The organism is Rhodobacter sp. TJ_12 (assembly GCF_020023995.1).
In the GTDB taxonomy this organism is placed as follows: Bacteria; Pseudomonadota; Alphaproteobacteria; order Rhodobacterales; family Rhodobacteraceae; genus Rhodobacter.
This window is the reverse complement of sequence record NZ_NRRD01000014.1, coordinates 1-26,590: the sequence shown is the minus strand read 5'-3', so window position 1 is coordinate 26,590 and position 26,590 is coordinate 1. Positions and strand designations below refer to the sequence as shown.

General features: G+C 63.2%; 23 protein-coding genes and 1 pseudogene. 15 read left to right on the top strand and 9 right to left on the bottom strand.

From position 1 onward, the window contains the following. Positions 1-150 precede the first annotated feature (150 nt). Together CKO11_RS11060 and CKO11_RS11055 are read left to right on the top strand one after the other, a co-directional pair. Positions 151-672 carry an RrF2 family transcriptional regulator gene (locus CKO11_RS11060; RefSeq protein ID WP_223638327.1) on the top strand — a complete coding sequence of 174 codons (522 nt, stop codon included), beginning with the start codon at positions 151-153 and terminating at the stop codon, positions 670-672. Between the two features lie 248 nt (positions 673-920). Further along, positions 921-1,076: a hypothetical protein gene (locus CKO11_RS11055; protein ID WP_223638325.1), complete on the top strand. Its 156-nt coding sequence runs from the start codon at positions 921-923 to the stop codon at positions 1,074-1,076. A gap of 275 nt (positions 1,077-1,351) precedes the next feature. Here the strand turns inward: CKO11_RS11055 and ndk are convergent, their stop codons facing one another. Then, the gene (ndk, locus tag CKO11_RS11050; protein ID WP_223638322.1) at positions 1,352-1,774 is read right to left on the bottom strand and encodes a nucleoside-diphosphate kinase; all 423 of its coding nucleotides are present in this window, start codon (positions 1,772-1,774) and stop codon (positions 1,352-1,354) included. Between the two features lie 265 nt (positions 1,775-2,039). On the opposite strand from ndk, the gene CKO11_RS11045 reads away from it, so the two are divergent. Continuing rightward, positions 2,040-3,905: an ABC-F family ATP-binding cassette domain-containing protein gene (locus CKO11_RS11045; protein WP_223638319.1), complete on the top strand. Its 1,866-nt coding sequence runs from the start codon at positions 2,040-2,042 to the stop codon at positions 3,903-3,905. A 37-nt stretch (positions 3,906-3,942) separates the two neighbouring features. Here the strand turns inward: CKO11_RS11045 and CKO11_RS11040 are convergent, their stop codons facing one another. After that, positions 3,943-4,725 (bottom strand): hypothetical protein, encoded by a 783-nt coding sequence (locus CKO11_RS11040; RefSeq protein WP_223638316.1) that lies wholly within the window; start codon positions 4,723-4,725, stop codon positions 3,943-3,945. A 183-nt stretch (positions 4,726-4,908) separates the two neighbouring features. On the opposite strand from CKO11_RS11040, the gene CKO11_RS11035 reads away from it, so the two are divergent. The 5 genes from CKO11_RS11035 to CKO11_RS11015 all read left to right on the top strand — a co-directional run bounded on the left by CKO11_RS11035 (position 4,909) and on the right by CKO11_RS11015 (position 10,175). Beyond that, complete coding sequence (locus CKO11_RS11035; RefSeq protein WP_223638313.1) at positions 4,909-5,844, top strand: nucleoside hydrolase; 936 nt, start codon at positions 4,909-4,911, stop codon at positions 5,842-5,844. A 36-nt stretch (positions 5,845-5,880) separates the two neighbouring features. Beyond that, complete coding sequence (locus tag CKO11_RS11030) at positions 5,881-7,302, top strand: protein adenylyltransferase SelO (protein WP_223638310.1); 1,422 nt, start codon at positions 5,881-5,883, stop codon at positions 7,300-7,302. Positions 7,303-7,369: 67 nt separating this feature from the next. Continuing rightward, on the top strand, positions 7,370-8,266 hold the full coding sequence (locus CKO11_RS11025; protein ID WP_223638308.1) for a DMT family transporter: 897 nt from the start codon (positions 7,370-7,372) through the stop codon (positions 8,264-8,266). A gap of 108 nt (positions 8,267-8,374) precedes the next feature. Beyond that, positions 8,375-9,649, top strand: a complete 1,275-nt coding sequence (eno, locus tag CKO11_RS11020) for a phosphopyruvate hydratase (protein WP_223638305.1) — start codon at positions 8,375-8,377, stop codon at positions 9,647-9,649. A 97-nt stretch (positions 9,650-9,746) separates the two neighbouring features. Next, on the top strand, positions 9,747-10,175 hold the full coding sequence (locus CKO11_RS11015; RefSeq protein WP_223638302.1) for a cupin domain-containing protein: 429 nt from the start codon (positions 9,747-9,749) through the stop codon (positions 10,173-10,175). Positions 10,176-10,190: 15 nt separating this feature from the next. Here CKO11_RS11015 and CKO11_RS11010 read toward each other — a convergent pair whose 3' ends face one another. The 3 genes from CKO11_RS11010 to CKO11_RS11000 form a co-directional block, all read right to left on the bottom strand. Further along, a complete protein-coding gene (locus tag CKO11_RS11010; RefSeq protein WP_223638299.1) occupies positions 10,191-10,457 on the bottom strand; it encodes a DUF2798 domain-containing protein in 267 nt (88 codons plus the stop codon). 107 nt (positions 10,458-10,564) lie between these two features. Next, a complete protein-coding gene (locus tag CKO11_RS11005) occupies positions 10,565-11,026 on the bottom strand; it encodes a DUF4405 domain-containing protein (protein WP_223638296.1) in 462 nt (153 codons plus the stop codon). Between the two features lie 51 nt (positions 11,027-11,077). Beyond that, positions 11,078-12,205 carry an anhydro-N-acetylmuramic acid kinase gene (locus CKO11_RS11000; protein ID WP_223638293.1) on the bottom strand — a complete coding sequence of 376 codons (1,128 nt, stop codon included), beginning with the start codon at positions 12,203-12,205 and terminating at the stop codon, positions 11,078-11,080. A gap of 59 nt (positions 12,206-12,264) precedes the next feature. Between CKO11_RS11000 and tyrS the strand changes: the two genes are divergently transcribed. Continuing rightward, positions 12,265-13,515: a tyrosine--tRNA ligase gene (gene tyrS, locus CKO11_RS10995; RefSeq protein WP_223638289.1), complete on the top strand. Its 1,251-nt coding sequence runs from the start codon at positions 12,265-12,267 to the stop codon at positions 13,513-13,515. A 150-nt stretch (positions 13,516-13,665) separates the two neighbouring features. Here tyrS and CKO11_RS10990 read toward each other — a convergent pair whose 3' ends face one another. Beyond that, positions 13,666-14,247: a peptidylprolyl isomerase gene (locus tag CKO11_RS10990; RefSeq protein ID WP_223638286.1), complete on the bottom strand. Its 582-nt coding sequence runs from the start codon at positions 14,245-14,247 to the stop codon at positions 13,666-13,668. Further along, positions 14,240-14,746 carry a peptidylprolyl isomerase gene (locus CKO11_RS10985; protein WP_223638283.1) on the bottom strand — a complete coding sequence of 169 codons (507 nt, stop codon included), beginning with the start codon at positions 14,744-14,746 and terminating at the stop codon, positions 14,240-14,242. Before CKO11_RS10985 ends, CKO11_RS10990 begins: the two co-directional genes overlap by 8 nt. A gap of 198 nt (positions 14,747-14,944) precedes the next feature. On the opposite strand from CKO11_RS10985, the gene CKO11_RS10980 reads away from it, so the two are divergent. After that, positions 14,945-16,135 carry a phosphoglycerate kinase gene (locus CKO11_RS10980; RefSeq protein ID WP_223638281.1) on the top strand — a complete coding sequence of 397 codons (1,191 nt, stop codon included), beginning with the start codon at positions 14,945-14,947 and terminating at the stop codon, positions 16,133-16,135. A 69-nt stretch (positions 16,136-16,204) separates the two neighbouring features. Here the strand turns inward: CKO11_RS10980 and CKO11_RS10975 are convergent, their stop codons facing one another. After that, the gene (locus tag CKO11_RS10975; protein ID WP_223638278.1) at positions 16,205-17,956 is read right to left on the bottom strand and encodes a PHA/PHB synthase family protein; all 1,752 of its coding nucleotides are present in this window, start codon (positions 17,954-17,956) and stop codon (positions 16,205-16,207) included. Positions 17,957-18,036: 80 nt separating this feature from the next. Next, a complete protein-coding gene (locus tag CKO11_RS10970) occupies positions 18,037-18,402 on the bottom strand; it encodes a phasin family protein (RefSeq protein WP_223638275.1) in 366 nt (121 codons plus the stop codon). 213 nt (positions 18,403-18,615) lie between these two features. Here CKO11_RS10970 and CKO11_RS10965 point away from each other — a divergent pair, with 213 nt between their 5' ends. The 5 genes and pseudogenes from CKO11_RS10965 to CKO11_RS10945 all read left to right on the top strand — a co-directional run. Next, complete coding sequence (locus CKO11_RS10965; protein WP_223638272.1) at positions 18,616-22,062, top strand: DUF2126 domain-containing protein; 3,447 nt, start codon at positions 18,616-18,618, stop codon at positions 22,060-22,062. 18 nt (positions 22,063-22,080) lie between these two features. Beyond that, positions 22,081-24,492 (top strand): circularly permuted type 2 ATP-grasp protein, encoded by a 2,412-nt coding sequence (locus CKO11_RS10960; RefSeq protein ID WP_223638269.1) that lies wholly within the window; start codon positions 22,081-22,083, stop codon positions 24,490-24,492. Between the two features lie 5 nt (positions 24,493-24,497). Then, the gene (locus tag CKO11_RS10955; RefSeq protein ID WP_223638266.1) at positions 24,498-25,379 is read left to right on the top strand and encodes a transglutaminase domain-containing protein; all 882 of its coding nucleotides are present in this window, start codon (positions 24,498-24,500) and stop codon (positions 25,377-25,379) included. Continuing rightward, a complete protein-coding gene (locus CKO11_RS10950; protein WP_223638263.1) occupies positions 25,379-26,104 on the top strand; it encodes a 5-oxoprolinase subunit B family protein in 726 nt (241 codons plus the stop codon). Before CKO11_RS10955 ends, CKO11_RS10950 begins: the two co-directional genes overlap by 1 nt. After that, a pseudogene (locus CKO11_RS10945) lies at positions 26,101-26,590 on the top strand (urea amidolyase); the annotation flags it as partial. The gene CKO11_RS10950 and the pseudogene CKO11_RS10945, both read left to right, overlap by 4 nt.

Genomic DNA, 26,590 nt, shown 5'->3' with positions numbered 1-26,590 from the left:
AACATTCCAAAATCTGCATACAATAAAAGAAGCATCATGCAGACATATTGACGCAAGGACAGTGTTTCACTGTCTTTTGCCAATCAGTCGTGACATATCTCAATAAAGTATCTGCGACATGCCTTAAACCCTCGGGAATTCGGAGCCAGCATGCGACTGACGACTCGGACCAACCTGGCGATGCGCACTTTGATGTTCTGTGCTGTGAACAGCGACAGGATCGTGCGCAAGCATGAGATCGCCGAGGCGTGCAATGCCTCAGAAAACCACCTTGCGCAGGTGGTCAACACTTTGGCACAGCGCGGCTTTGTCGAAACGCAACGCGGCCGTTCGGGCGGGTTGCGGCTGGCGCGCGACATGGACAAGATCGGTGTGGGCGAGGTGCTGCGCACCTTTGAGGCGTCGCTGCCGTTCGTCGAGTGTTTCGATGCGGAGACCAATTCCTGCCCGCTGGCCGATGCCTGCCGCTTCCGCGACGCGCTCGAAGCCGGGGTCGAGGCGTTCTATTCCGCGATGGACCGCCACACCTTGGGCGACATGGTGCGCGACAATGGCGCGTTGGAACATCTGCTGCATATGTCGGGCCGCCCCAAGGTCTCGCTCTGCGGTGCGCCCGCGCGCAAGCGCAACGGCGACGCGACGCCGCAAACCGCGGGCACGGCGGCCGAATAAGCCACCTTCCACAGATCATCGTGAATCTGCAATTTGGTTAAATTTTTTGGCCAGATGCGCTGTTTTTGCAGGGTTTTCTCGCCTCAAGCGTGACTTTTGCGCATCCCTCACAGGGTGTCACACCGCTGTCATTCATCGTGAATTGACCAAGCTGTCAGTTCGGGCTAGCTGCGTCATAGTGTCGCCACAATCTCAGCGCCCCCTGAAGGGGCAAGGCGATCACGTAACGAGGCGAAAAGATGCAAGACATGGTGCAAATGGGAATGGGCCAAGCCAGCCAGCAGCAAGAGGGCGTGCGGGTCCAGCAATCGACGAAACAGGCTTCCGTGCAGCAGCACGGCGCAAGCAGCGAAAAGCCCGCGCAACCCGGCGTGACCCGGATCACCGACTGGGCCTCGATCTAAGGCGCCCTCCTCTGCCCTTGGGCATGGCCGCTTGTGGCGTGCGCTTCCGGCGCGCGCTTTGATCGGCCCGAGACACTGCCCCGTTCTCGCCCCTCACGAGAGCCAACCCGTCGTGGATCTCTGCTCTGAGATCCGAAACCGGGTGTCTTTCCTGCCATGCGCTTCATGGCCGCCACCGCTCCGGCCCTGTCGGCGCGGTTTTTCTTTGCCATGATCGGCAAAACAAAAGGGCCACCCCGAAGGGCAGCCCCTGAAGCTTTGGTCGAAAAGGCGGCTTAGCCGACCAGTTCGAGACCCGAGAAGAAGAAAGCGATTTCTTCGGCCGCGGTTTCCGGCGCATCCGAGCCGTGGACCGAGTTTTCGCCAACCGACAGGGCGAATTCTTTGCGGATGGTGCCGTCATCGGCATTGGCCGGGTTGGTGGCGCCCATCACTTCGCGGTTTTTCGCAATCGCGCCTTCGCCTTCAAGCACTTGCACGACAACCGGCTCGGACGCCATGAATTCGCACAGTTCGCCGTAGAAGGGGCGCTCTTTGTGGACTTCATAGAATTTGCCGGCCTGTTCCATGGACAGCTTGATGCGTTTTTGCGCGACGATGCGCAGACCGGCTTCCTCGAATTTGGCGTTGATCTTGCCGGTGAGGTTGCGACGGGTGGCATCGGGTTTGATGATCGACAGCGTGCGTTCGATGGCCATGAGGGGAAGCCTCTTTGGTTGGGGACCGGGGCGATTGATCCACCGGTCAGGAAAAGGTCTGGCGCCTGCTAGCATGGGGCAACGAAGTTGAAAAGCCCCGCATGCGTGCCGTTTTGACCAAAGGATGCGACATTTGCACGAAAGCCGCGCATGGCTGTCTCAAAGATGGGCCATTTGGCGGGGGCGGCGACGGGGGCGCCTTTGCCCCCCCTGCGCCGCCCCCTGCCCCATTGACGCCGCGCCCGCGCTCGGGCACAGCCCTTGCATGCTGACACTTGACGCCATCACCTATGCCATCGAAGGCCGCCCACTGTTTGAAGGCGCCTCGGCCCGAATTCCGACCGGCCACAAGGTCGGCCTTGTTGGTGCCAATGGCGCCGGGAAAACCACACTCTTTCGGCTGATCCGGGGCGAGATCGCGCTGGAATCGGGCGAGATCACCCTGCCCGTCCGCGCCCGTATTGGCGGCGTGGCGCAAGAGGTGCCCTCCTCCGCCACCAGCCTGCTTGATACGGTGCTGCAGGCCGATACCGAACGCGCCAGCCTTTTGGCCGAGGCAGAGACCGCAACCGACCCCGGCCGCATTGCCGAGGTGCAAACGCGGCTTGCCGATATTGATGCATGGTCGGCCGAAGCCCGCGCCAGTGCCATTTTGCGCGGCCTTGGTTTTGATACCGAAGCGCAGCAACGCCCCTGTTCGGATTTTTCGGGCGGCTGGCGGATGCGGGTGGCTTTGGCGGGCGTGCTCTTTGCCCAGCCCGATCTGCTGCTCCTCGACGAGCCGACGAACTACCTCGACCTTGAAGGCGCGCTTTGGCTGGAACAATACCTTACGCGCTACCCGCATACGGTGATTATCATCTCCCACGACCGCGGGCTTTTGAACCGCGCGGTGGGCTCGATCCTGCATTTGGAAAACCGCAAACTGACATTGTGGAACGGGCCTTACGACCAATTCGCCCGCCAACGCGCGGCGGCGCGCGCCAATCAGGCGGCGGCGGCGAAAAAGCAAGAAGCGCGGCGCGCGCATCTGCAAAGCTTCGTCGATCGCTTCAAGGCCAAGGCGACCAAGGCCGCGCAGGCGCAGGCCCGCGTGAAGATGCTAGAGAAGATGGAGCCGATCACCGCCCCTGAAGAAGCGGCGAAACAGGTCTTTACCTTCCCCACGCCCGAGCAATTGTCGCCCCCCATCATCACGCTTGATAGCGCGGCGGTGGGCTATGGTGGCAAGCCGATCCTGCGCCGTCTCAATCTGCGCATCGACCAAGATGACCGGATCGCGCTTTTGGGCCGCAACGGCGAGGGGAAATCGACACTTTCCAAACTGCTGGCGGGCAAGCTGGAGGCCTGCGAGGGTAGGATCGCGCGGTCCTCGAAGCTGCGGATCGGCTATTTCGCGCAGCATCAGGTGGATGAATTGGACCTTGGCGCCACGCCTTTGTTGCATCTGCAACGGCTGCGCCCCAAGGAGCACCCCTCCAAATTGCGCGCGCGGCTGGCCGGCTTTGGGCTTTTGGCCGATCAAGCGGAAACCGAAGTGGGCAAGCTTTCGGGTGGGCAAAAGGCGCGGCTCTCGCTGCTTCTGGCCACGCTTGATGCGCCGCATCTGCTCATTCTCGACGAACCGACGAACCACCTTGATATCGAAAGCCGCGAAGCGCTGGTGGAGGCACTCACCGCCTATTCCGGCGCGGTGATCTTGGTCAGCCACGATATGCACCTGTTGGGCCTTGTCGCGGATCGGCTGTGGCTGGTGAAGGGCGGCGCGGTCGCCCCCTATGGCGCCGATCTGGACGCCTACCGGGCGGAATTGCTGGCCGGTGACCCCGACGACAAACCGGCCAAAGCGGCAGAAAAACCGGCCAGGGACAAACCTGCCCAACCCTCGCGCGAGAAAATCTTGGCGCTGCGATCCGAGGCGCGCAAATGCGAAGAACGGGTCGAAAAGCTCAGCGAGATGCTGGCGAAGCTGGATGAAAAGCTGGCCGATCCCGAGCTTTATGACGCCGCGCGCGCGGCCGAGCGTGACAAGTGGCTGCTCAAACACGCCGAGGCGCGCGAGGCAATGGGACGGGCAGAAGAACTGTGGATGGCGGCGCTTGAGGCGCTTGAAACCGCAATGGCGGGCTAACCCCGCCGGTTAGGGTTTACCTGTTCCTATTGGCCCGTCACTGGGCCGCGCTTGCAAAATCGAGCCCATCCAGCCCGATCCGCACGCCGGGCATCGCGGCCATCTGCTCCATTTCGGCGGCGAAACGGCGGCGCAGATCGGCGCGCTCCAGCTCGGAAAAGGCGGCCAGCGGTGCGGTTTGCGGCGCATTGGCATGTTGCGCGGCAAGCCGCGCAGCTTCTTGCGGCGAAACCTGACCCCCTTGACGGTAAAGCCCTTGAAGCATTGCCAGCGCGCGATCGGGAAACACGCCGCGCGCGGGTGCGAAAGATTGCAATCCGACCTCGGGCACCAGCGCGCCCAAAACCTGCGCGCTGGACACCGGCGCGGGCAATACGATCATCTCTTGCGGGGCGAAAGCCTCGATCAATTCGGCCACCACATGGGCCCAGCCCCGCTTGAAGCGGCACAGTTTCGGGCCGATACGATCAAAATCGGGCATCACCTTGCGCCCGGCCTGCTGGCGCCACATCATGGGCCAAGCCTGATCGAGCGGCATCACCGGCACCACGATGCGGCCCACCGGCGCGCGGAGCAACCCGGCAAACGCCTTTGCGCGCGCCCCGGCCAGCGGGAAGAACCCCTTCAGCCCTGCCCCCGCGCGCCCGAATATCGCCTGATCGATGATCACCCCCGCGCCCTCGACCGGGCCCAGTGCCGCCCGCCCCAAACCGGCGCCGACCAGATCGCCCTGCCCCTGCGCCAAAGACCGCGCCACCGCTGTGGCCAAAGTGTCGAAAACCGGGGGGGCGATGAAAAGATGGTGCATCGAAACGGTCATGGGTCTGCCTGTTGCGGCCTTGGGCCATTGCTTTTGTCGGATCTGTGAACCTGCAACACTCGCACCGGGCGCGCGCGGCGCCGTGAAATTTGGTTAACCGTCGAATGTGGCGCGTTTTTGGCGCCATCAAGGCATCTGGACTTCTGCGGTGCAGCCCTACATTTTCGCGCAAAAGGAGTCTCCATGACGCGAAAGATCATTATCGACACCGACCCCGGCCAAGATGATGCCGTGGCGCTGTTATTGGCTTTGGCCAGCCCTGAACTCGACATTTTGGGGATCACCTGTGTGGCGGGCAATGTGCCGCTGGATTTGACGGCGCGCAATGCACGGGTGGTCTGCGAATTGGCTGGGCGCAGCGAGATGAAGGTCTTTGCCGGTTGCGACAAGCCGATGGAACGCGCACTGGTCACTGCCGAATATGTGCATGGAAAGACCGGGCTAGACGGCATCGCGCTGCCGCTGCCCAAGATGAAACTGCAAGAGCAACATGCGGTGGATTTCCTGATCGAGACCCTGCGCAGCGAACCGCCCGGCACGGTGACCCTGTGCCCGCTCGGCCCGCTGACCAATATCGCCACCGCCTTCCAAAAAGCCCCTGATATTGTGGATCGGGTGGCGGAAATTGTGCTGATGGGCGGCGGCTTCTTTGAGGGGGGCAATGTCACCCCGGCGGCCGAATTCAACATTTACGTTGACCCGCAAGCGGCGGATATCGTGTTCAAATCCGGCATTTCTCTGGTGGTGATGCCGCTCGATGTCACGCATAAGGCGCTGACCACCCGCGCCCGGATCGAAGCGTTTCGCAACCTTGGCACGCCGGTCGGTCATGCCGTGGCCAGCTGGACAGATTTCTTTGAGCGGTTCGACATGGCGAAATATGGTTCGGACGGGGCGCCGCTGCATGACCCCTGTGTGATCGCTTATCTTCTTGAGCCTGATCTGTTCACTGGCCGCCATATCAATGTGGCGATTGAAACCCAGTCGGAACTGACGATGGGCATGACGGTGGCCGATTGGTGGCGTGTGAGCCCGCGCAAACCCAATGCGATGTTCATGGGCGATATCGATGCCAAGGGGTTTTATACCCTGCTGACCGAACGCTTGGCGCGGCTTTGACCTTGAAAGCGGGTGCGGCGGCATCAGCTATGGGCGATGCACCTGCCTTTTGAAAATACCTACGCCCGCCTGCCCGAAAAGTTCTTTGCCGCGCTGCCGCCCAGCCCGGTGGAAGATCCCCGCCCGATTGCGGTGAACCACGCCCTAGCCAAGCGGCTGGGGCTGGATTGCGACGCGCTGGAAAGTGCCGAAGGGACGGCGATCTTTGCGGGCAATCTGGTGCCCGAAGGCGCGCGCCCGATTGCCCAAGCCTATGCGGGGCATCAGTTTGGCGGCTTTGTGCCGCAATTGGGCGATGGCCGCGCGATTTTGCTGGGCGAGCTGGTCGCCCCCGATGGCGCGCGGTTTGACCTGACGCTTAAGGGCGCGGGCCGCACGCCCTTTTCGCGCGGCGGCGATGGCCGGGCGTGGCTGGGCCCGGTCTTGCGAGAATATGTGCTAAGCGAGGCGATGGCCGCGCTGGGCCTGCCCACCACCCGCGCGCTGGCTTGCGTCACCACGGGCCAGCCGGTCTATCGTGACGGGGCGCAAAAGCCCGGCGCGGTAATCGCGCGCCTGGCCGCCAGCCATATCCGCGTGGGCACCTTTGAATATTTCGCCGCGCGCGGCGACATGGATGCGCTGGCCACCCTGTGCCGCTACACGCTTGCGCGCCATTATCCCGATGGCGAAACCGCGCGCGACCTGCTGGCCGCCGTGACCGCGGCACAGGCCAAGCTGGTGGCTGGCTGGATGTCTGTTGGCTTCATTCACGGCGTAATGAACACCGACAATTGCGCGCTGTCGGGCGAGACAATCGACTATGGCCCCTGCGCCTTCATGGATGAATATCACCCGAAAAAGGTGTTTTCCTCGATCGATGCGCGGGGCCGCTATGCCTACGCGAACCAGCCGCAAATCGCGCTGTGGAACCTTGCGCAGCTAGGCTCGTGCCTGTTGCCGTTGATGGGCGAAGGTGAGGCCGCGGTGGAGGCCGCGCAGGCAGTTCTGGATGGGTTTGCCCCGACCTATCAGGCCGCATGGCTCAGCCGCATGGGCCGCAAGATCGGGCTGGCCCAGGCCACCGAAGACGACCTGCCCTTGATCGAAAGCCTGCTTAATCGCATGGCGACCGACGCAGCGGATTTCACCCGCACTTTCCGGGGCCTAAGCACCGGCACCGCGCGGGATGAATTCACCGAGCCCCAAGCCTTTGACACATGGGAACCGGGCTGGCGCGCGCGGCTGGAACGCGAGGCCGATCCGGCAGCGGTGATGGCCGCTGCCAACCCAGTGCGCATCCCCCGCAACCACCGGGTGGAGGACATGATCGCCGCAGCCGTCGACGGTGATTTTGCCCCTTTCCACAGGTTGAATGCCGCGCTGGCCGCGCCGTTTACCCCCGACGACAGCTTTGCCGATCTGGAAGCCGCACCAAGCCATGACGAGCGCGTGACCCGCACCTTCTGCGGGACCTGATCCACGATCTTGTGGCGGATACAATCGCGCGCTTTACGCCGCCCGCGCGCTTTGGCAAAGCCGCGCCATGAGCAATGGTGTCGAAAACTTCCAAGGCAGTCTTTTGATGGTCGCGGCGATGGCCGGTTTCGCCATGGAGGACCTTTTTGTCAAAAGCATGAGCCAGCACATGCCGGTGGGCGAGGTGCTGATGCTATTGGGCCTTGGCGGCACGGCGATCTTTGCCGCCTTTGCGCTGAAAAACGGTGACCGGCTGTTTTCGCGCGATCTGCTGGCCCCCGCCGTGATTGGCCGCAACTTTGGCGAGCTTGTGGGCACGCTGGCCTTTGTCTGCGCCATTGCCTTCACGCCGCTCGCCCAAGCCTCGGCGATTTTGCAAGCCACGCCCTTGGCCGTGACGCTGGGGGCTGCGCTTTTCCTTGGCGAGAAAGTCGGCTGGCGGCGCTGGTCGGCCATCATGGTGGGCTTTGCCGGTGTGCTGGTGGTGATCCGCCCCGGCACCGAGGGGTTCTCGATCCTGTCGCTGTTCGCGGTGGTTGCGGTTGTGGGCTTGGCCGCGCGTGATGTGGTCACCCGCCGGGTGCCGCGCACGATTACCTCGATGCAACTGGCCACCTATGGGTTTGCGACCGTCATTCCCGCCGGCGCGGGGCTCATGGTGCTGCAAGGCCCCTTCGTGCCGCCCACCGCGCTCGATTACGCCCAAATCGCCGGCGCGCTGATTTTTGGCACGGCGGGCTATTACGCGCTGATTGCCGCGATGCGCATTGGCGAGGTCGCGGTGATCACCCCGTTTCGCTACACTCGACTGATTTTCGCGCTGATCATCGGCTGGGCGGTCTTTGCCGAAAAACCCGATCTGTGGACACTGGTCGGCGGGGCGATCATCGTGGGCTCTGGCCTTTACACGCTGGCGCGCCAGCGCATCCGGGCCCGCGCCAATGCCGCACCGGCCAAAGCCTGAATTTCGCGCAGGCTTCGACGCTAACACCCAAGTTATCGCTAACAACACCCTTTTCGCAGCGGCGGCAGAAGGCTATAGAGGGGGCGATTTTTCAATCGGAGCACTCCCATGAGCACGATCATCGACATCCACGCGCGTGAAATCCTCGACAGCCGCGGCAACCCCACTGTCGAGGTTGACGTGACCCTCGAAGACGGCACGATGGGCCGCGCGGCGGTTCCCTCGGGCGCCTCGACCGGCGCGCATGAAGCGGTGGAGCGCCGCGACGGCGACAAAGCGCGCTACATGGGCAAAGGCGTTTTGGAAGCCGTGATGGCAGTGAACGGCGAATTGGCCGAAAACCTTGTGGGCGAAGACGTCACCGATCAAGAAGCCATCGACAAGCTGATGATCGAACTTGACGGCACGCCGAACAAAGGCCGCCTTGGCGCGAACGCCATTTTGGGCGTGTCGCTGGCCTGCGCGAAAGCCGCGGCCGATTTCACCGCGCAACCGCTGTATCGCTATGTCGGCGGCACCTCGGCGCGCATCTTGCCGGTGCCGATGATGAACATCATCAACGGCGGCGAACATGCCGACAACCCGATCGACATCCAAGAATTCATGATCATGCCGGTTTCGGCGGGCAATATCCGCGACGCGGTGCGCATGGGGTCTGAAGTCTTTCACACGCTGAAAAAAGAGCTGTCGGGCGCGGGCCTGTCGACCGGTCTGGGCGATGAGGGCGGCTTTGCGCCGATGCTCGCCTCGACCCGCGATGCGCTGGACTTCATTTTGAAATCCATCGAAAAAGCGGGCTACAAGCCGGGCGAAGACATCTATCTGGCGATGGACTGTGCCGCGACCGAATATTTCAAAGACGGCAAGTATGAGATGAAGGGCGAAGGCCTGAGCCTGACCTCGGCGGAAAACGTCGACTATCTGGCGAAGCTTTGCGCCGATTACCCGATCATCTCGATCGAAGATGGCTGCTCGGAAGACGATTGGGACGGCTGGAAACTGCTGACCGACACTTTGGGCGACAAAGTGCAACTGGTGGGCGACGACCTCTTTGTGACCAACCCCGAGCGTCTGGCCCGTGGCATCAAAGAAGGCGTGGCCAACTCGATGCTGGTGAAAGTAAACCAGATCGGCTCGCTGTCGGAAACGCTCAAAGCCGTCGATATGGCGCATCGCGCGCGCTACACCAACGTCATGAGCCACCGCTCGGGCGAAACCGAAGATGCGACGATTGCCGATCTTGCGGTGGCGACGAACTGCGGCCAAATCAAAACCGGCTCGCTTGCGCGCTCGGACCGGCTGGCGAAATACAACCAGCTGATCCGTATTGAAGAGATGCTGGGCGAAACCGCCGAATACATGGGCCGTGGCATCCTGAAATAAGGGTCCCGAAAAGCCACTTCCAAACCCCGCCGGGCCTGCGCCTTGGCGGGGTTTTCTTTTGCGCAGGGACCGTTACTGTGGCGCAAAGGGGGTGCCTATGACCGAAGCCGATCAGATCATCGAAAAGCTGAACCTGACCCCGCATCCCGAGGGCGGCTGGTATCGCCAGACATGGATCGCCGAGGCGCCCGCGGGCAGCCGCGCGGCGGGCACGGCGATCTTGTTTTTGCTCAAGGCCGGGGAAAGCAGCCATTGGCACCGCGTCGATGCCGCAGAGATTTGGCATTATCACGCAGGCGCGCCGCTGGAGTTGCGGATCGCCGAAACCGCCGCTGGCCCCGCGCAAGTGCTGCGCCTTGGCCCCGATGTGCTGGCGAGCGACACTGTGCAAGCCATCGTGCCGGCGCATCACTGGCAAGCGGCGCGCAGCTTGGGAGAATGGACGCTGGTCAGTTGCACCGTCTCCCCCGCCTTCCAGTTTGACGGGTTCGAACTGGCCGCGCCGGGGTTTGATATCCCCGCCTAAGCCGATTAGCGGGGCTTATTCGGTGATCCGGCGCGGGTGCAAAAGCCAAAACGCCAGTTTGAACGCCAGCGGCCCCACGCCAAGCGACAGGACAAAGGCCACCGGCCAAGCCGTGAGCCAATCGCGCAGCCAAATCCAGCCCCAACCGGGCGCGAAATCGGTGCGCAGCGCCTCGGGCAGCACGGCAAAGAAAAAGGTCATCAACAGCGCCATCAGGCAGGAAATGAACACCTGCGCGACAATGATCGTCAGCTTTTCACGTTTTGGGTTCGGTTTTTCCATCGGTCTCCCTCGAATGCAGCGCCGTGGGTTCGAGATCGACTAACTCCCGCCCTTGCGGCGGTGACCGGGATAACCTGACCGGTCTTACGTTTTTCGGCTTGGGCCGTTTACGGGCGCCAATGACCTTGGTCAAGGGGCCGCAAGTCGCCCCAAAAGCTGCGCTTGAAATAATCGGATGTGTCGGTCAGCCAGTTGGCAGGCGGCAGATCGGCAATCGCCAAAGCGCTCATCGCGCCCACCAACACCAGCGCCAAACCCAATTCGCGCCGGTGACACAGCGCCTGTTCGCGCGCCGACCAGATCAGGTTGCGGATCACCGCCCAATGCAGCCAGATATGCCAGCCAGCGGCGATCAAAAAGAACACGCCCAGCGTTAGATGCAGGCTTTCCCATTGCGCGCGGCTCAGCCCCCAAAGGGTCCAATCCAGTCGCACGGCCAACCGCCCGGCGGGGGCAAAGGCAATCGCCAGCCCAGAGACGGACAGCCCCAGAAAGGTGAAGCCCGCCAGAAAGACGGCACTCGCGCGGTTCGAAAACGGCGGGCAAGGCTTGGAAGCAGAAGTCGTCATGGCATCCTCCTGTCATTCTCTTATGGAACGAAAGGCTGCGCCGTTTCCGTCTTAAAGCCCCTGCGGTTTGGAGACGCGCCCCCCGCCCACAAGCGCCGCCACCCCGGTGGTAAAGGGGCCAGAGGTCGGCAGGCCCCGCGCCACCCGCACCGCCAGATAGGCAAAGGCCTGCGCCTCCAGCATATCGCCATTCAGCCCCAGATCTTCGACCGGGGCCACCGGACAGGGCAAACGGCGCGCCAATTCGGTCATCAGCGCGAGATTGAGCCGCCCGCCCCCCGCCACATAAACTGCGGCGGGCGCGCTGGGGAAATGCTCGAACCCACGCGCCACGGCAGCGGCGGCGCAGGCGGTGAGCGTGGCCACCGCATCGGCATCAGACAGCGCTTCGACACCTTCAAGTGCCTGCGCAAAATCGTTCCTATCCAGAGACTTGGGCGGCATTTTTAAGAAATAACCGTGGTTTAAAAAGCGCGTAACAAAGGCCTCATCCACCCGGCCCGCTTGCGCCAAAGCCCCGCCCGCATCATAGCCCTGCCCAAGCCGTGCCTGCATCAGATCATTGATCGGGGCATTCGCCGGGCCGGTGTCAAAGGCCAAACAGGCGCCCGCCACCTCTGGCCCCGGTTCGCGCGGGTCGACAAAGGTCACATTCCCGACGCCGCCAAGGTTCAAAAACACCACCGGTTCGGTCAGACTGGCCCATTTGGCACAGGCAAAATGAAAAAACGGCGCCAAAGGCGCGCCCTGCCCGCCCAGTTCCACATCCGAGCTGCGAAAATCCCAAACGACCGGGCGATCCAACACCTCGGCCAACAGATCGCCATCGCCCACCTGATGCGTGCGCGGCGCCCCCGTCGCCCCCAACGGATCATGCGCCAGCGTTTGACCGTGAAAGCCCACCAATTCCGCCTCGGGGCAGCGCGTCAAAAGCGCGCTGAGCACCTCGGCATGGGCAGTTTCCACCACCTCTGCTGCCTGCGCCACCCCTTGCGCGCCGGGCCAAGCGCCCAAAACCGCATGAATCGCCGCGCGTTCCTCTGCGCGATACGCCCGGTAAAGCGTGGGGCCAAAGGCCAAAATCTCCACCCCGTCGGTGTGCAGACAGGCCGCATCGACCCCGTCAAGCGAGGTTCCCGACATCGCGCCAAGCGCCCAGACCGGTTGCGCCTTCAACATGACTTCCCCTTTGGAGCTTGCCCCGATATACGCATGCGCAAGCCAAAGGAACAAGCACGATGACCTATCACCCGAAATCGGAATTCCTGCGCGTTATTATCGAGCGCGGCTTCCTCGCCGATTGCACCGATCTGCAAGATCTCGACGCGGCCCTCAGCAAAGGCATGGTGACGGCCTATATCGGCTATGACGCCACGGCCGCCAGTTTGCATGTGGGCCATTTGCTCAACATCATGCTCTTGCGCTGGTTCCAAAAGACCGGCCACCGCCCGATCACGCTGATGGGGGGCGGCACCACGAAAGTGGGCGATCCGAGCTTCCGCTCGGAAGAACGGCCGCTGCTGACGCCCGAGCGGATCGATGAAAACATCGCCGGTATGCAGCGCGTTTTCGCGCGGTATTTGGACTACGGCGATGCGGGCAATGGCGCGATGATGCGCAACAATGCCGAATGGCTTGATGATCTGAACTACCTTGAGTTCCTGCGCGATATCGGGCGGCATTTCTCGGTCAACCGGATGCTCAGCTTTGAATCGGTGAAGTCGCGCCTTGACCGCGAGCAATCGCTCAGCTTCCTCGAATTCAACTATATGATCTTGCAAGCCTATGATTTCCTTGAGCTTAACCGGCGCTATGAGTGCCTGTTGCAGATGGGTGGCTCGGATCAATGGGGCAATATCGTCAACGGGATCGATCTCACGCGCCGCGTCTGCGACCGAGAGATTTTCGGCCTGACGACGCCGCTTTTGACCACTTCGGATGGCCGCAAGATGGGCAAATCGCAAGGTGGCGCGGTTTGGCTGAATGGCGAGATGCTGTCGCCTTACGAATTCTGGCAATTCTGGCGCAACACGACCGATGCCGATGTCGGGCGTTTCCTTAAGCTCTACACCGATCTGCCGGTGGAGGAATGCGACCGTTTGGGCAAGCTGGAAGGGTCCGAGATCAACGGCGCGAAGATCATCCTTGCCAATGAGGTGACGACGCTCTTGCACGGGGCCGAGGCCGCCGCCGCCGCCGAGGCCACCGCGCGCGAAGTGTTTGAAAAAGGCGGCGTGGGCGAGGATCTGCCGACGCTCAGCCTGCCCGCAAGCGAGTTGGGCGACGGTATCAGCTTGGCGCAGCTTGTGGTGCGCTCGGGCTTGGCCAAAACCGGCAAAGACGGCAAGCGGCTGATTGCCGAGGGTGGGCTGAAGGTGAATGACGCGGCCTGCACCGATGCGGGCCGGATGTTCACCGCAGCCGATCTGGCCGAGTCGGTGAAACTGAGCGCGGGCAAAAAACGCCATGCGCTGGTGCAACTGGGCTAAGGGGCTAGGCGCTCTAAGTGACGCTAAAAGGGAAAGGGCGCTCCAAACGGGCGCCCTTTTTGTTTGGCGGCTTCGACTTTGGGCAAATATCCTCGGGGGTGAATGCGGCCCCGCCGCAGAGGGGGCAGATAGCCCCCTGCGCGGTTGGATTTATTCGACCGTCGCTGTCACGATGTAATCGGGGTCTTCCACCAGCCCATTGAGTTGCGGCGCGCCCTTCTTGATCGCGTCGACGACCTCCATCCCTTCGACCACATGGCCGACGATGGTATATTGGCCATCCAGATGCGGGGCCGCCTCAAACATGATGAAGAACTGGCTGTTGGCAGAATCCGGGTCCGACGACCGCGCCATGCCGACCATGCCACGGGTGAAGGAGCGGTTCGAGAATTCAGCCGGAAGATCGCCGTATTTCGACCCGCCCATCCCGGCCATTTGAATATCGCCACCGCGCTTGCCAAATTGCACATCGCCCGTTTGCGCCATGAAGCCGCCGATCACGCGGTGAAACACCACGTCATCATAGGCGTGCTCATTGGCCAATTGGGTGATCCGCTCGACATGCTGGGGCGCGACATCGGGCAGCAGGTCAATGACCACGCGCCCCTCGGTCTCGCCCCCGATCTCCAACACAAGGTTCGGCCCCGGCCCATCGGGCACGGTGGTGCCATCTTGCGCAAAAGCGGTGCTGGCCGCAAAGGCCAGCACGGTCGCGGCCAGAAGCTTACGCATCGGCGGCCACCTTCACCGAGATCATCCGGTCGGGGTTTGCCGGCGGCTCGCCACGGGCGATCTTGTCGACATGCTCCATCCCCTCGATCACGCGGCCATAGACGGTATATTGGCCATTGAGGAAGTGGTTGTCGGAAAAATTGATGAAGAACTGGCTGTTAGCCGAGTTCGGGTTCATCGACCGCGCCGCGCCAAGGGTGCCGCGATCATGCGGCAGCTTGGAAAATTCGGCTTTCAGGTCGGGGTATTGCGACCCACCCGTGCCCGCGCGGCGCGGGTTGTAGTCTTTTTCCATATTGGCGTGTTCCACATCCCCCGTCTGGGCCATGAAACCATCGATCACCCGGTGGAAGGCCACATTGTCATAGGCACCGTCGCGGGCAAGTTGCTTCATCCGCTCGCAATGGCCCGGGGCCACATCGGACAGCAGCTCAATCACCACGGGGCCATCTTTAAGGGTGATGATGATGGTGTTCTCGGGGTCTTTGATATCGGCCATGGAACTCTCCTGATTGGTCTGGGCGCAACTTAAGCGCTGTGTCGGCGGGTGAAAAGGGCAAAGCGCGGGGGGACTTTCACGATCCTGCGGGGCAAAAGCGTGAACGCGGGGCGTTGACGGGGGGGCCGCATCCGGGCAAGTTTGCGCCAGCCGCGGGTGGACGGCCCCCGCCACGCGCAGACATCAGGAGAAATGAGAATGGCTTGGAAAACGCTCGATGAGGTGGATCTGGCGGGCAAGGTGGCGCTGGTACGCGTCGACATCAACGTGCCCGTGGAAAACGGCGTGGTGACCGATGCGACGCGGATCCTCAAGATCGTGCCCACGGTGAAAGACATCCTTGCCAAAGGCGGCAAACCGGTGCTGCTGGCGCATTTTGGCCGCCCCAAAGGCCAGGTGGTGCCAGAGATGAGCCTGCGCCCGCTGGTGCCCGAACTGGCGCAAGCGTTGGGTGTCGAGGTGAAATTCGCCGAAGATTGCATTGGCGGCCCGGCGAAAACCGCCGTTGCCGCGCTGGAAGCCGGTCAGGTGCTGTTGCTGGAAAACACCCGGTTCCATGCGGGCGAAGAAAAGAACGACCCGGAACTGAGCGCGGCGATGGCCGCACTGGGCGAGGTTTACGTCAATGATGCCTTCTCGGCGGCGCACCGCGCGCATAGCTCGACCGAAGGCGTGGCGCATATCCTGCCCGCAGCGGCGGGCCGTTTGATGGAAGCCGAACTCAAGGCGCTGGAAGCCGCATTGGGCAAACCGGTCCGCCCGGTTTGTGCCGTGGTGGGCGGGGCCAAGGTTTCGACCAAGCTCGACCTGCTGGGCAACCTTGTGACCAAGGTCGACCATCTGGTGATCGGTGGCGGCATGGCCAATACCTTCTTGGTGGCCCAAGGCGTTGATGTCGGCAAATCCTTGGCCGAACGCGATATGGCGGAAACCGCGCGCGAGATCTTGGAAAAGGCCAAAGCCGCTGGCTGCGCGATCCATCTGCCCGTTGATGTGGTGGTGGCGCGCGAATTCAAGGCCAATGCCGAGAATGAAACCGTCGCCAATGACGCCTGCCCCGAAGATGCGATGATCTTGGATGCCGGGCCGAAATCGGTCGAGGAGATCGCGGGCGTGTTCGAAGCCTCGAAAACGCTGATCTGGAACGGCCCGCTGGGCGCGTTTGAAATCGCGCCTTTCGATGCGGCGACGAATGCGGCGGCGCAAAAGGCGGCAGAGCTGACGAAAGATGGCAAGCTGACCTCTGTTGCGGGCGGCGGCGATACCGTGGCCGCGCTGAACAAGGCGGGCGCGGCGGAAGATTTCAGCTATATCTCGACTGCGGGCGGCGCCTTCTTGGAATGGATGGAAGGCAAGGAACTGCCCGGCGTCGCGGCGCTGATGAAATAAGCTTGGCCCCAAGGCCAAAGAAAAGGGCGGTCCCGCGGGGCCGCCCTTTTTAATGATGGGAAATGCGCCTTAGCGCCCCAGCACATAGCGCCCGGGCGCCGCACCAAGGTTGCGCCCCAGCGCGGGCGGGGGAATGTCCGCGCCATCGCCTTTGGCGCGCAGCCATGCGCCCCACGCCGCCCACCAAGAGCCCGCGACCTTTTCCACCGCGCCCGCCCACTCTTCGGGCCCCGGATGCGGCTGGCCATGCACATGGGTCAGCAGCCGATATTTGGCGCGCGGGTTGCCCGGCGGGGCAACAATGCCCGTGTTATGCCCGCCAGAAACGAGCGCAAAACTCACCTCGCCGCCCATCAGCCATGTCAGTTTGAACACCGAATGCCACGGCGCGATATGGTCGTTTTCGGTGGCCACGGCAAAGACCGGGCAGCGCACGTCGCGCAACATCACATGCGCGCCGCCCGCCTCCATCCGGCCATCGGCCAGATCATTGTTCAAGAACAGATGGCGCAGATATTCCGAATGCATCTTATAGGGCATGCGGGTGGCATCTTGCGACCAAGCGCCAAGGGCGGACCCCGCATCGCGCTCGCCCAGCATGTAATCATGCACCATTCTCGACCAAACAAGATCTTTCGACTTCAGCATCGAAAAGGTGCCCGCCATTGCGGATTTGTCCAAGAACCCGTCTTGCCACATCATGTCTTCCAGAAGCGCAAGCTGGTCTTCATTGGTAAACAGGCTCAATTCCCCCGCTTCGGTAAAATCGACCTGCGCGGCCAGCATGGTCAGCGAGGCGAGCCGATCATCGCCATCGCGCGCCATCGCGGCAGCGGCGACCGACAACAGCGTGCCGCCCAAGCAATAGCCAAGCCCATGCACCTTGGGCGCGCCGGTGATTTTGCCAATCGCGTCAAGCGCCGCCATCACGCCCAAGTCGCGGTAATCGTCAAACCCCAGATCGCGGTCGTCTTCATCGGGGTTTTTCCAACTGACGCAGAAGACGGTGAAGCCCTGCTCCACCAGCCAGCCGATCAGGCTTTCGGGCGGCGTCAGATCCAAAATGTAATATTTCATGATCCATGCCGGCACGATCATCAGCGGCACCGGATGCACCTTCTCGGTGACAGGCGTGTATTGGATCAACTCGATCAACCGGTTGCGAAACACCACCCGGCCCTCGGTCAGGGCGACCGTTTCTCCGGGGACAAATACGGCGGGATCTTCGTCATGGAACAGCGCATGGCGCATGTCTTCGGCCATATGCTGCCAGCCACGCACAAGGTTCTGCCCGCCCTCTTCTTGGGTGCGGGCGATCAGCGCGGGGTTGGTGGCCAGAAAGTTCGAGGGCGAGACCATATCGAGCATTTGCCGCCCATAGAATTCCACAAGCTGTTCGTGCTTTTTCTCAACGCCTGAAAGCCCAGTGGCCGCTTCTTGCCACCACGCCTGCGTGGCCAAAAAGCCTTGGGCATACAGCGAATAGGGAAAGCTCAGCCAATCTGGGCTGGAAAACCGGCGATCCGCTTTGATCGGCTCAACGCAAGCCGCGCCATCCAGCCGCCCGCCTTTGAGCTGGCATTGCACCTCGGCAGCCAGTTTTTGCGCGCGTGCCATGGCGTTAAAGCCAATTTCGGCCTGTTTGCCCGGGCTCATCGCCATATGCGAGGCCCAATCGGCCCAAGCAAGCCATAAAGAGACTGGTGAAAGTCCCCCCTCGGCCTTGCCCATCAGAGCGTGAATCATGCGGTCGAAACGGCGGAACCCGGCCTCATCCAGCGCCGGTTCCGCCTCGGGGCGGGTCTTCACAGGGGGGGTCATGCAATCCTCGTGCTGCGGGCGGGCGCGCCCGGTATTGCGGGGGGCGGCGCACCGCCCGCCCTTGGTCGTTTTGGGGCCGCCTAATTCGCGGGGGATTTGGTGGCCATGGTCATCAGCGCGGCGCTTTCCTCGGTGGCGCTACGCAGGGCTGTTTCGGCAATCTCGCCCGCATGGGCGGCCAGCTTCGTCGTTTCCACCGAATAATCGGTGAACATCCGGCTCCAGAAATCCTGCCAAAGTTTGGCGGCTTCCATCGGGTCTTTCGCGCGGGCCAATTCGCCCAGCATCGCCTTGTCCCGCTCGAACCGGGCTTTCAAGAAATCGAGCATTTCGATATTCTGGCCCAGCATCGCCTCGGCCATCCGCGCTTGCGGCGCGAAGACCATCGACCATGCATCTAACACCGACGGTTCGGGCTTTCCGATCTTTCCATTGGCTTTCGTCATCGCAGTGCCTCCCCTGTTGCGATGGGTCTACCATAGCATGATGACGCAATTGCAGCATCGCTTTTCGCGCGAGCCAAAGGCGAAGATGGCGGGGCATACGATCAAATTCTGGGCATTTGCCCGGAAATCCACAGCTTTGGGATGAAAAGAGACGCTTTGACATAGCGCCGTCGCCCGTCGCGCCTACAGTCAAGGCAACGACGAGGGACTTTCATGGCGATCCACGCATCCATTCACCACCTGACCCATTACACCTATGACCGGCCTGTGAGCCTTGGCCCGCAGATCATCCGGCTGCGCCCGGCGCCGCATTCGCGCACGCGGGTGATTTCGCACAGCCTGAAGGTCAGCCCCGGCGGGCATTTCGTGAACCACCAGCAAGACCCCTATGGCAACTGGTTGGCGCGGTTCGTGTTTCCCGAACCCGTTACCGAGCTTAAGATCGAGGTCGATCTGGTGGCCGATATGACGGTCTATAACCCGTTTGATTTCTTCTTGGAGGAAAGCGCCGAGCTTTGGCCCTTTGACTACCCTGAAGAGCTGCGCGACGACCTCAGCATCTATCGCACGCCCGAACCCGAGGGCCCGCGGCTCGCGCAATTCATTGGCACGGTGGATTTTACCCAGACCCGCACGGTGGATTTTCTGGTCGCGCTGAATGCCCGGATTGCGAACGAGGTCAACTATACCATCCGGATGGAGCCGGGCGTGCAAACGCCCGATGAAACGCTGGAAAAAGCCTCTGGCTCGTGCCGCGATTCCTCTTGGCTTTTGGTGCAGGTGCTGCGCCATTTGGGCTTTGCGGCGCGCTTTGTCTCGGGCTATCTGATCCAGCTTGCCCCGGATGTGAAGGCGTTGGATGGCCCCTCGGGGACCGAGGTCGATTTCACCGATCTGCACGCTTGGGTCGAGGTATTTCTGCCCGGCGCGGGCTGGGTGGGGCTGGACCCGACCTCGGGACTTTTGGCGGGCGAAAGCCATATTCCACTGGCCGCCACGCCGCATTACCGCAATGCCGCGCCGATTGCGGGCGGCTTTACCGCAGCGGGTGCGCCCGAGGTCAGCTTTGACTTTGACATGCAGGTCAAACGCGTGGCCGAGCATCCGCGCATCACCAAGCCGTTTTCCGATGAATCTTGGGACCGGCTCAACGCGCTGGGCCGTCATGTCGATGAGGTGCTGCAAGCGGGTGACGTGCGGCTGACGATGGGGGGCGAGCCGACCTTTGTTTCTGTCGATGATTTCGAGACCGAGGAATGGAACACCGAAGCCGTTGGCCCGCAAAAACGGGGCCTTGCCGATGATCTGATCCGCCGCTTGCGCCACCGTTTCGCGCCGGGCGGCTTTTTGCATTACGGCCAAGGCAAGTGGTATCCGGGCGAGAGCCTGCCGCGTTGGACCTTTTCGCTATACTGGCGCCGTGATGGCCAGCCGGTTTGGCGCAACCCCGATTTGGTCGCGCGCGAGGCCGCGCCGAAACCCTTGGGGGCCAAGGAAGCGGGCCAATTCATGGCGACATTGGCCGAAAAATTGGGGCTGGACCCGGCCTTTGCCCAACCCGCCTATGAAGACCCCGGCGAGTGGATCTTGAAAGAGGCAAACCTGCCGCCCAATGTGTCGCCGCAGAACTCAAAGCTGAAAAACCCCGAAGATCGGGCACGTTACGCCAAGGTCTTCAACCGCGGACTGACCGAACCCTCGGGCTATGTGCTGCCCATTCAGCCGATGTGGCAAGCCGCCGACAAGCCCGCGCGCTGGCGATCTGAACTATGGAAACCCCGCCGGGGGCATATTTTCCTCATTCCCGGCGATAGCCCGGTGGGCTTTCGGCTGCCCTTGGGGGCGCTGCCCCATGTGCCACCCGCCGCCTATCCCTATTCCTTCCCCGCCGATCCCACGGTGGAGCTTGGCCCCCTGCCCGATTTCCACGCGCAGGTGGAAAGCCGCCGCCGCGCCGTGCAGGCGGACATCGACCGCTTTGCCCAAGAGGAAGCCGAGCGCGAGGCGATGCTGCCCCCCGTCACCCCCGGCCATCATCAAGGCACGGTGCCGGGCGCGGCGGATGCGGCAGAACGCCAAGCGATTCAGCCGCAAGACACGCATCGGGACGCGGGCACCGACCCGTCAACCGGTGCGGTGCGCACCGCACTGTCGCTAGAGCCGCGCGACGGCAAGCTGTGCCTGTTCATGCCGCCATGCGACACGCTGGACGATTATCTGGATCTGATCGCCTGTGCCGAGGTCACGGCAGAGGAATTGAACCTGCCAATCCATATCGAGGGCTATGCCCCGCCGGATGACCCGCGCCTGAATGTGATCCGCGTCGCCCCCGACCCCGGCGTGATCGAGGTGAACATCCACCCCGCGCATAGCTGGGAAGATTGCGTCGCCACCACCGAGGCAATTTATGAAGAGGCGCGCAATGCGCGCCTTGGCGCCGATAAATTCATGATCGATGGCCGCCATACCGGAACGGGGGGCGGCAACCATGTGGTGGTGGGGGGCGCTACGCCGAATGACAGCCCGTTCTTGCGCCGCCCCGATCTGTTGAAATCGCTGATCCTGATCTGGCAGCGCCATCCGTGCCTAAGCTATCTGTTTTCCGGCCTGTTCATCGGCCCCACCTCGCAAGCCCCGCGCATCGACGAGGCGCGGCATGACACGCTTTATGAGCTGGAAATCGCGCTCGCCCAAATTGGCGATCCGGTCAATGGCGGCGCGGTGCCGCCGCCGTGGCTGATCGACCGGCTTTTGCGCAACATGCTGATTGATGTGACTGGCAACACCCACCGCGCCGAGATTTGCATCGACAAGCTTTACTCCCCCGATGGCCCCACCGGGCGGCTGGGGCTGGTGGAGTTTCGCGGGTTTGAGATGCCGCCGCATCCGCGCATGAGCCTTGCCCAGCAACTGCTGCTGCGCGCCCTCATCGCGCGATGCTGGAATGCGCCTGTGAAGGGCCGGCCCGTACGTTGGGGCACAGTGCTGCATGACCGGTTCATGTTGCCGCATTTCCTATGGGAAGACCTGCTGAGTTTGCTTGCGGATCTGCGCCAGCACGGGTTTGACTTCGACCCGATCTGGTTTGAGGCGCAATCCGAATTCCGCTTCCCCTTCTGCGGTCAGGTGGAGGCCGAAGGCGTGCATCTGGAACTGCGCCAAGCGCTTGAACCATGGCATGTGCTGGGCGAGACGGGCGCGATTGGCGGCACGGTGCGCTACACCGATAGCTCGGTCGAGCGGTTGCAGGTGAAGCTCACCTCGCTGCACCAAGACCGCTATAGCGTGATGTGCAACCGCCGCCCGGTGCCGCTGGCGCGCACGCAAACCGCGGGCACCTCGGTCGCGGGGGTGCGGTTCAAAGCGTGGCAACCGCCCGCGGCGTTGCATCCGGTATTGCCGGTCAATACGCCCTTGGTCTTTGACATCTATGATACATGGACGGGCCGGGCATTGGCGGGCTGCACCTATCACGTCGCCCATCCGGGCGGGCGCAGTTATGACACCTTCCCGGTCAATGCCTATGAGGCCGAAGCGCGGCGGCTTGCGCGGTTCGAACCGATGGGCCACACCGCAGGCAGCTATACCCCCGCGCCCGAGGTTCCGCATCCGGAATTTCCCTTGACGCTTGACCTGCGCCGCCCCATCGGGCTTGAGTGAGGCCAAAAGATGTGAGCCATGACCCCAACCCCCACCCCCGATCTGTTTTCTGACTATCGCCTGCGCCCGGGGGTCGCGGATGAGCTTTTCGATGCTGCGGGTCAAATGCGCCCGGTTTGGCGCCGCTTTGTGGAGCGGTTCGCGCGGCTTTCGCCCGAGGAAGTCACCGCCCGGTTTGAACGCGCCGATCAATATCTGCGCGATGCAGGCGTGTTCTTTCGCCATTATTCGAACGAACCGCTCAGCGAACGGGCGTGGCCGCTGTCGCATATCCCGGTCATTTTGCATGAACGCGAATGGGATACGATCTGCGCCGGGCTGACCCAACGCGCCGATCTGCTGGAAGCGGTGGTGGCCGATCTTTACGGCGAGGGGAAACTGGTCAGCGACGGCCATCTGCCCGCCGAATTAATTGCAGGCTCCAGACAATGGCTGCGCCCGATGGTGGGCGTGCGCCCGCGCGGGGGCCATTACCTGCATGTGCTGGCCTTTGAAATCGGTCGCTCGCCCGATGGCGGCTGGTTCGTGCTGGGCGACCGGACCAACGCACCTTCGGGCGCGGGCTTCGCGCTGGAAAACCGCATGGCGACGGGGCGGATTTTCCCCGAACGGTTCCCGCGCGCCTATATCCACCGGCTGGCGGGCTATTTCGGCGCCTTTCGCGCCGCGATGGAGCAAGTTGCCCAAGGCAGCGGCGGGCGCGAACGGGCCGCGGCGATCCTGACGCCCGGCCCCTCGAACGACACCTATTACGAACATACCTATATCGCGCGCTATCTGGGCTTGCCGCTGTTGGAGGGCGAAGACCTTTTGGTGCAAGAGGCGCAAGCCATGGTCCGCACCATCGAAGGGCCGCGCCCGCTGGGCGTTTTGTGGCGGCGCATCGATGCCGCCTTTGCCGATCCGGTGGAGCTTGATGCCACCTCGCGCATCGGCACGCCGGGCATGGTCGAGGCCGTGCGCGCGGGCAATCTGGCCATGGTCAATGCGCTCGGCTCGGGCGTTTTGGAAATGCGCGCCATGCTCGCCTTTTTGCCGCGCATTTGCGAGGTGCTGACCGGCGGGCCGCTCAAACTGCCCAATATCGCCACATGGTGGTGCGGCGGCGCAGCCGAACGCGCCTATGTGCGCGACAATGCCGAAAACATGATGATCGGCTCGGCCTATGCTTGCGATCTGCCCTTTGATCTGGGCGCCACCACAGCTTTGGGCGGCGCGTTTCGCGGTTCGGCCCGCGCCTCGATTGCCGAATGGCTGGAGGCTGAGGGCAATATGCTGGTCGGCCAAGAGGCGGTGACGCTGTCCACCACACCCGCTTGGGTCGATAGCGGCGCGGGCCAAAACCGGATCGAGCCGCGCCCGATGACGGTGCGGGTCTTTGCCGCGCGCGATGCCAATGGCCGCTGGACCTTCATGAAGGGCGGCTATGCCCGCATTGGCCGTTCGGGTGACACGACAGCGCTTGCCATGCAGCGCGGTGGCGCGGTGGCCGATGTCTGGGTCGTGGGCGAGCGCCCGGTGCGCCAAGAATCCCTGCTGCCCCGCCCCTCGCGCGGGGTGCGCCGGGCAGCGCCGGGGATCTTGCCCGCCCGCGCGGCGGATAATCTTTACTGGCTGGGCCGCTATGTGGAACGCACCGAAGATGCGATCCGGCTCATTCGCGCCTATCATTTGCGGCTGGCCGCCACCGACAATGTCGAAGACGCGCGGCTGCGGATGCTGCGCAAATTCCTTGAAGGCTATGGGATCGATCTGAAAAGCCCAGTGCCCGAGGCGCTGATCGACCGGCTGGAGGCGGCGCGGTCTTGTGCCTCTAAGGTGCGCGATAGGTTTTCCACCGATGGCTGGCTGGCGCTGGCCGATCTGTCAAAAACCGCGCGGCAAATGCACCAGACCGCGCGCCCGGGCGATGATGCCGCCCGCGCCATGTCGGTGCTGTTGCGCAAGATCACCGGCTTTTCTGGGCTTGTGCATGAAAATATGTATCGCTTTTCGGGCTGGACGTTCCTGAGCTTTGGGCGCGCGCTGGAACGGGCCGATGCGCTGTCTGGCGTGTTGGCGGCCTTTGCCGATCCCGGAGCCCCCACCGGCGCGCTTGATATCGCCATCGAGGTGGGCGACAGCGTGATCATTCACCAGCGCCGCTACCGCATGGAGCGGTCGCGCGATACGGTGGTGGATCTGCTGGCGCTGGATGGCGACAACCCCCGCTCTTTGCTGTTTCAGGTTGCCAAACTGCGGACATTGGCCGCCGATCTGCCCAATGCGCGCGAAAAAGGGCGGCTGGCCTCGCTGTCGCGGGCCATCGTGCCGGTGGAAAGCCTGCTGTCGGTGGCCAACCCCGACGATCTGACCACCGAGCGCCTGATCGAGATGCGCGGCGAATTCGCCGATATCTCCAATCTCGTCTCACAAAGCTATCTGCGGTGAGCCCCATGCGTTACGATATCCGCCTGAGCATCGATTACAATTACGCCGCCCCCTCGGACCATCTGCGCAACTTGGTGCGGCTTTTGCCCGCCGAATTGCCGGGCCGCCAGCGGGTCTGGACGCGGCGGCTCAGCGTCTCGCCGCAACCGCAAGAACGCCGCGACACGCCCGATTTCTTTGGCAATTGGATGACCTCGCTTGCCTGGCATATCCCGGTGGCCGAGGCGCAGTTTGAACTGAGCGCAAGGGTCGACCGGCTGCCCGCCCCCGAACCGCTGGACCTGTCGCCCCCGCTGCACGATCTGCAAGCGGAAATCGCGGCGGAAATGACGCTCAGCCCTGCGGCGCCGCATCATTTTCTGGGCGCCTCGCCACGCGTAAGCCCCTGCCCCGAAATCACCGCCTTTGCCCGTGCCGCCTGCCCGCGCAATGCCACGGCCGCCAGCGCAGTGACCGCCTTGGGCCATGCACTGCATCACCGCATGACCTTTGATCCGGAGGCGACGACAGTCGACACCCCGCTGCGCGAGGCCTTTGTGAACCGGCGCGGCGTCTGTCAGGATTTTACCCATGTGATGATTGCCGCTTTGCGCGGCATCGGCATTCCGGCGGGCTATGTTTCGGGCTTTTTGCGCACCTATCCGCCGCCCGGTCAGCCCCGGCTGGAAGGCGCAGATGCGATGCATGCCTGGGTGCGCGCCTGGGTCGGGCGCGAAATGGGCTGGATCGAATATGACCCGACCAATGACCAAGGCGCGGGCGAGGATTACATCACCGTCGCCGTGGGGCGCGATTATGACGATGTCGCGCCCGTGCGCGGTGCGCTGCGGTCAGCCGGCGGCGCGGAAAGCCGCCAATCGGTCGATGTGCTGCCGCTTGAGACCTGATGCCCGACGCCGCCCCCGAAATCCTGCCACTTGGGCTTCATGGCCTGCTGGTGCGGTTTGCCACCCGCTATTGCGAGGTGGCGAACCGCGCCGCGCAGGCACTGGCGGCCCAGCTTGCCGCCACGCCCTTGCCCGGTCAGATCGAGGTTGCGCCCGGGCTTGGCTCGGTGCTGTTGCGCTTTGACCGGCGCGCCACCACGCGCGCGGCGGTGCGCACAGCATTGCAAGACCGGCTCAACGCCCCCGCGCCGCCCGCGCCCGCGCCGCGCCGCTGGACCGTGCCAGCCTGTTTCGGCGGCGCGACGGGCGCGCAACTGGCCGAGGTGGCGTATTTGACCGGGCGCCGTGAAAGCGACTTGATTTCAGAGCTTTGCGCGACAGAGTTGCGGGTATTGGCGCTGGGGTTCGCGCCCGGCCAGCCCTATCTGGGCACGCTGCCCGCGCATTGGGACATCCCACGCCAGACCGCGCTGACCCCAACGGTCGCCCCCGGCACGATCACCACCGCGATCCGCCAGATCGTGCTTTTTGCGCAAAGCTCGCCCACCGGCTGGCGCGCGCTGGGGCGCTGCGCGCTGCGCCCCTTTGCCCCCGAGGCCGCGACGCCGATCCTGCTGCGCCCCGGCGATCTGTTGCGCTTTACCCCCGCCAGCGCCGAAGAAATTTCCGCTTTGGAAGCCAATGGCGATCCGATGGGCGGCGCGGTTCAGGGGTTTTCAAAATGACGAATACCCTCGAAGTGCTTGGTGCTGCGTCACAAATCACCGTGCAGGACCTTGGGCGGCCCGGCTATACCGCGCTGGGGCTGGCGCAAGGCGGGGCGGCGGATCGGCTGGCGCTGTGGGAAGCCGCCGCGCTTTTGGGCCAAGACACCCCCTTGGCCGCGCTGGAACTGCCGCTGGCAGGCGGGCGGTTTCGGGTCAACGCCCCCACCCGCATCGCGCTGACCGGGGCACCGATGCGCGCCACTTTGGCGGGCCGCGCGTTGATCTGGAACGCAAGCCATCTGCTGGACCCAGATCAGGTGTTGGAGATTGGCGCCGCAGAGACCGGGGTCTACGGCTATCTGTCCTTTGCGGGCGGGGTGCGAACGCCCCCGCAACTGGGGGCGCGCGCGACTTTGGCCAGTGCGGGGCTGGGCACCGTGGTGCGCGCGCCCCCAGTTGCGGGGGCGTTCGCACCCCGCCCGCAAAGGACAGATAGCCGTAGAC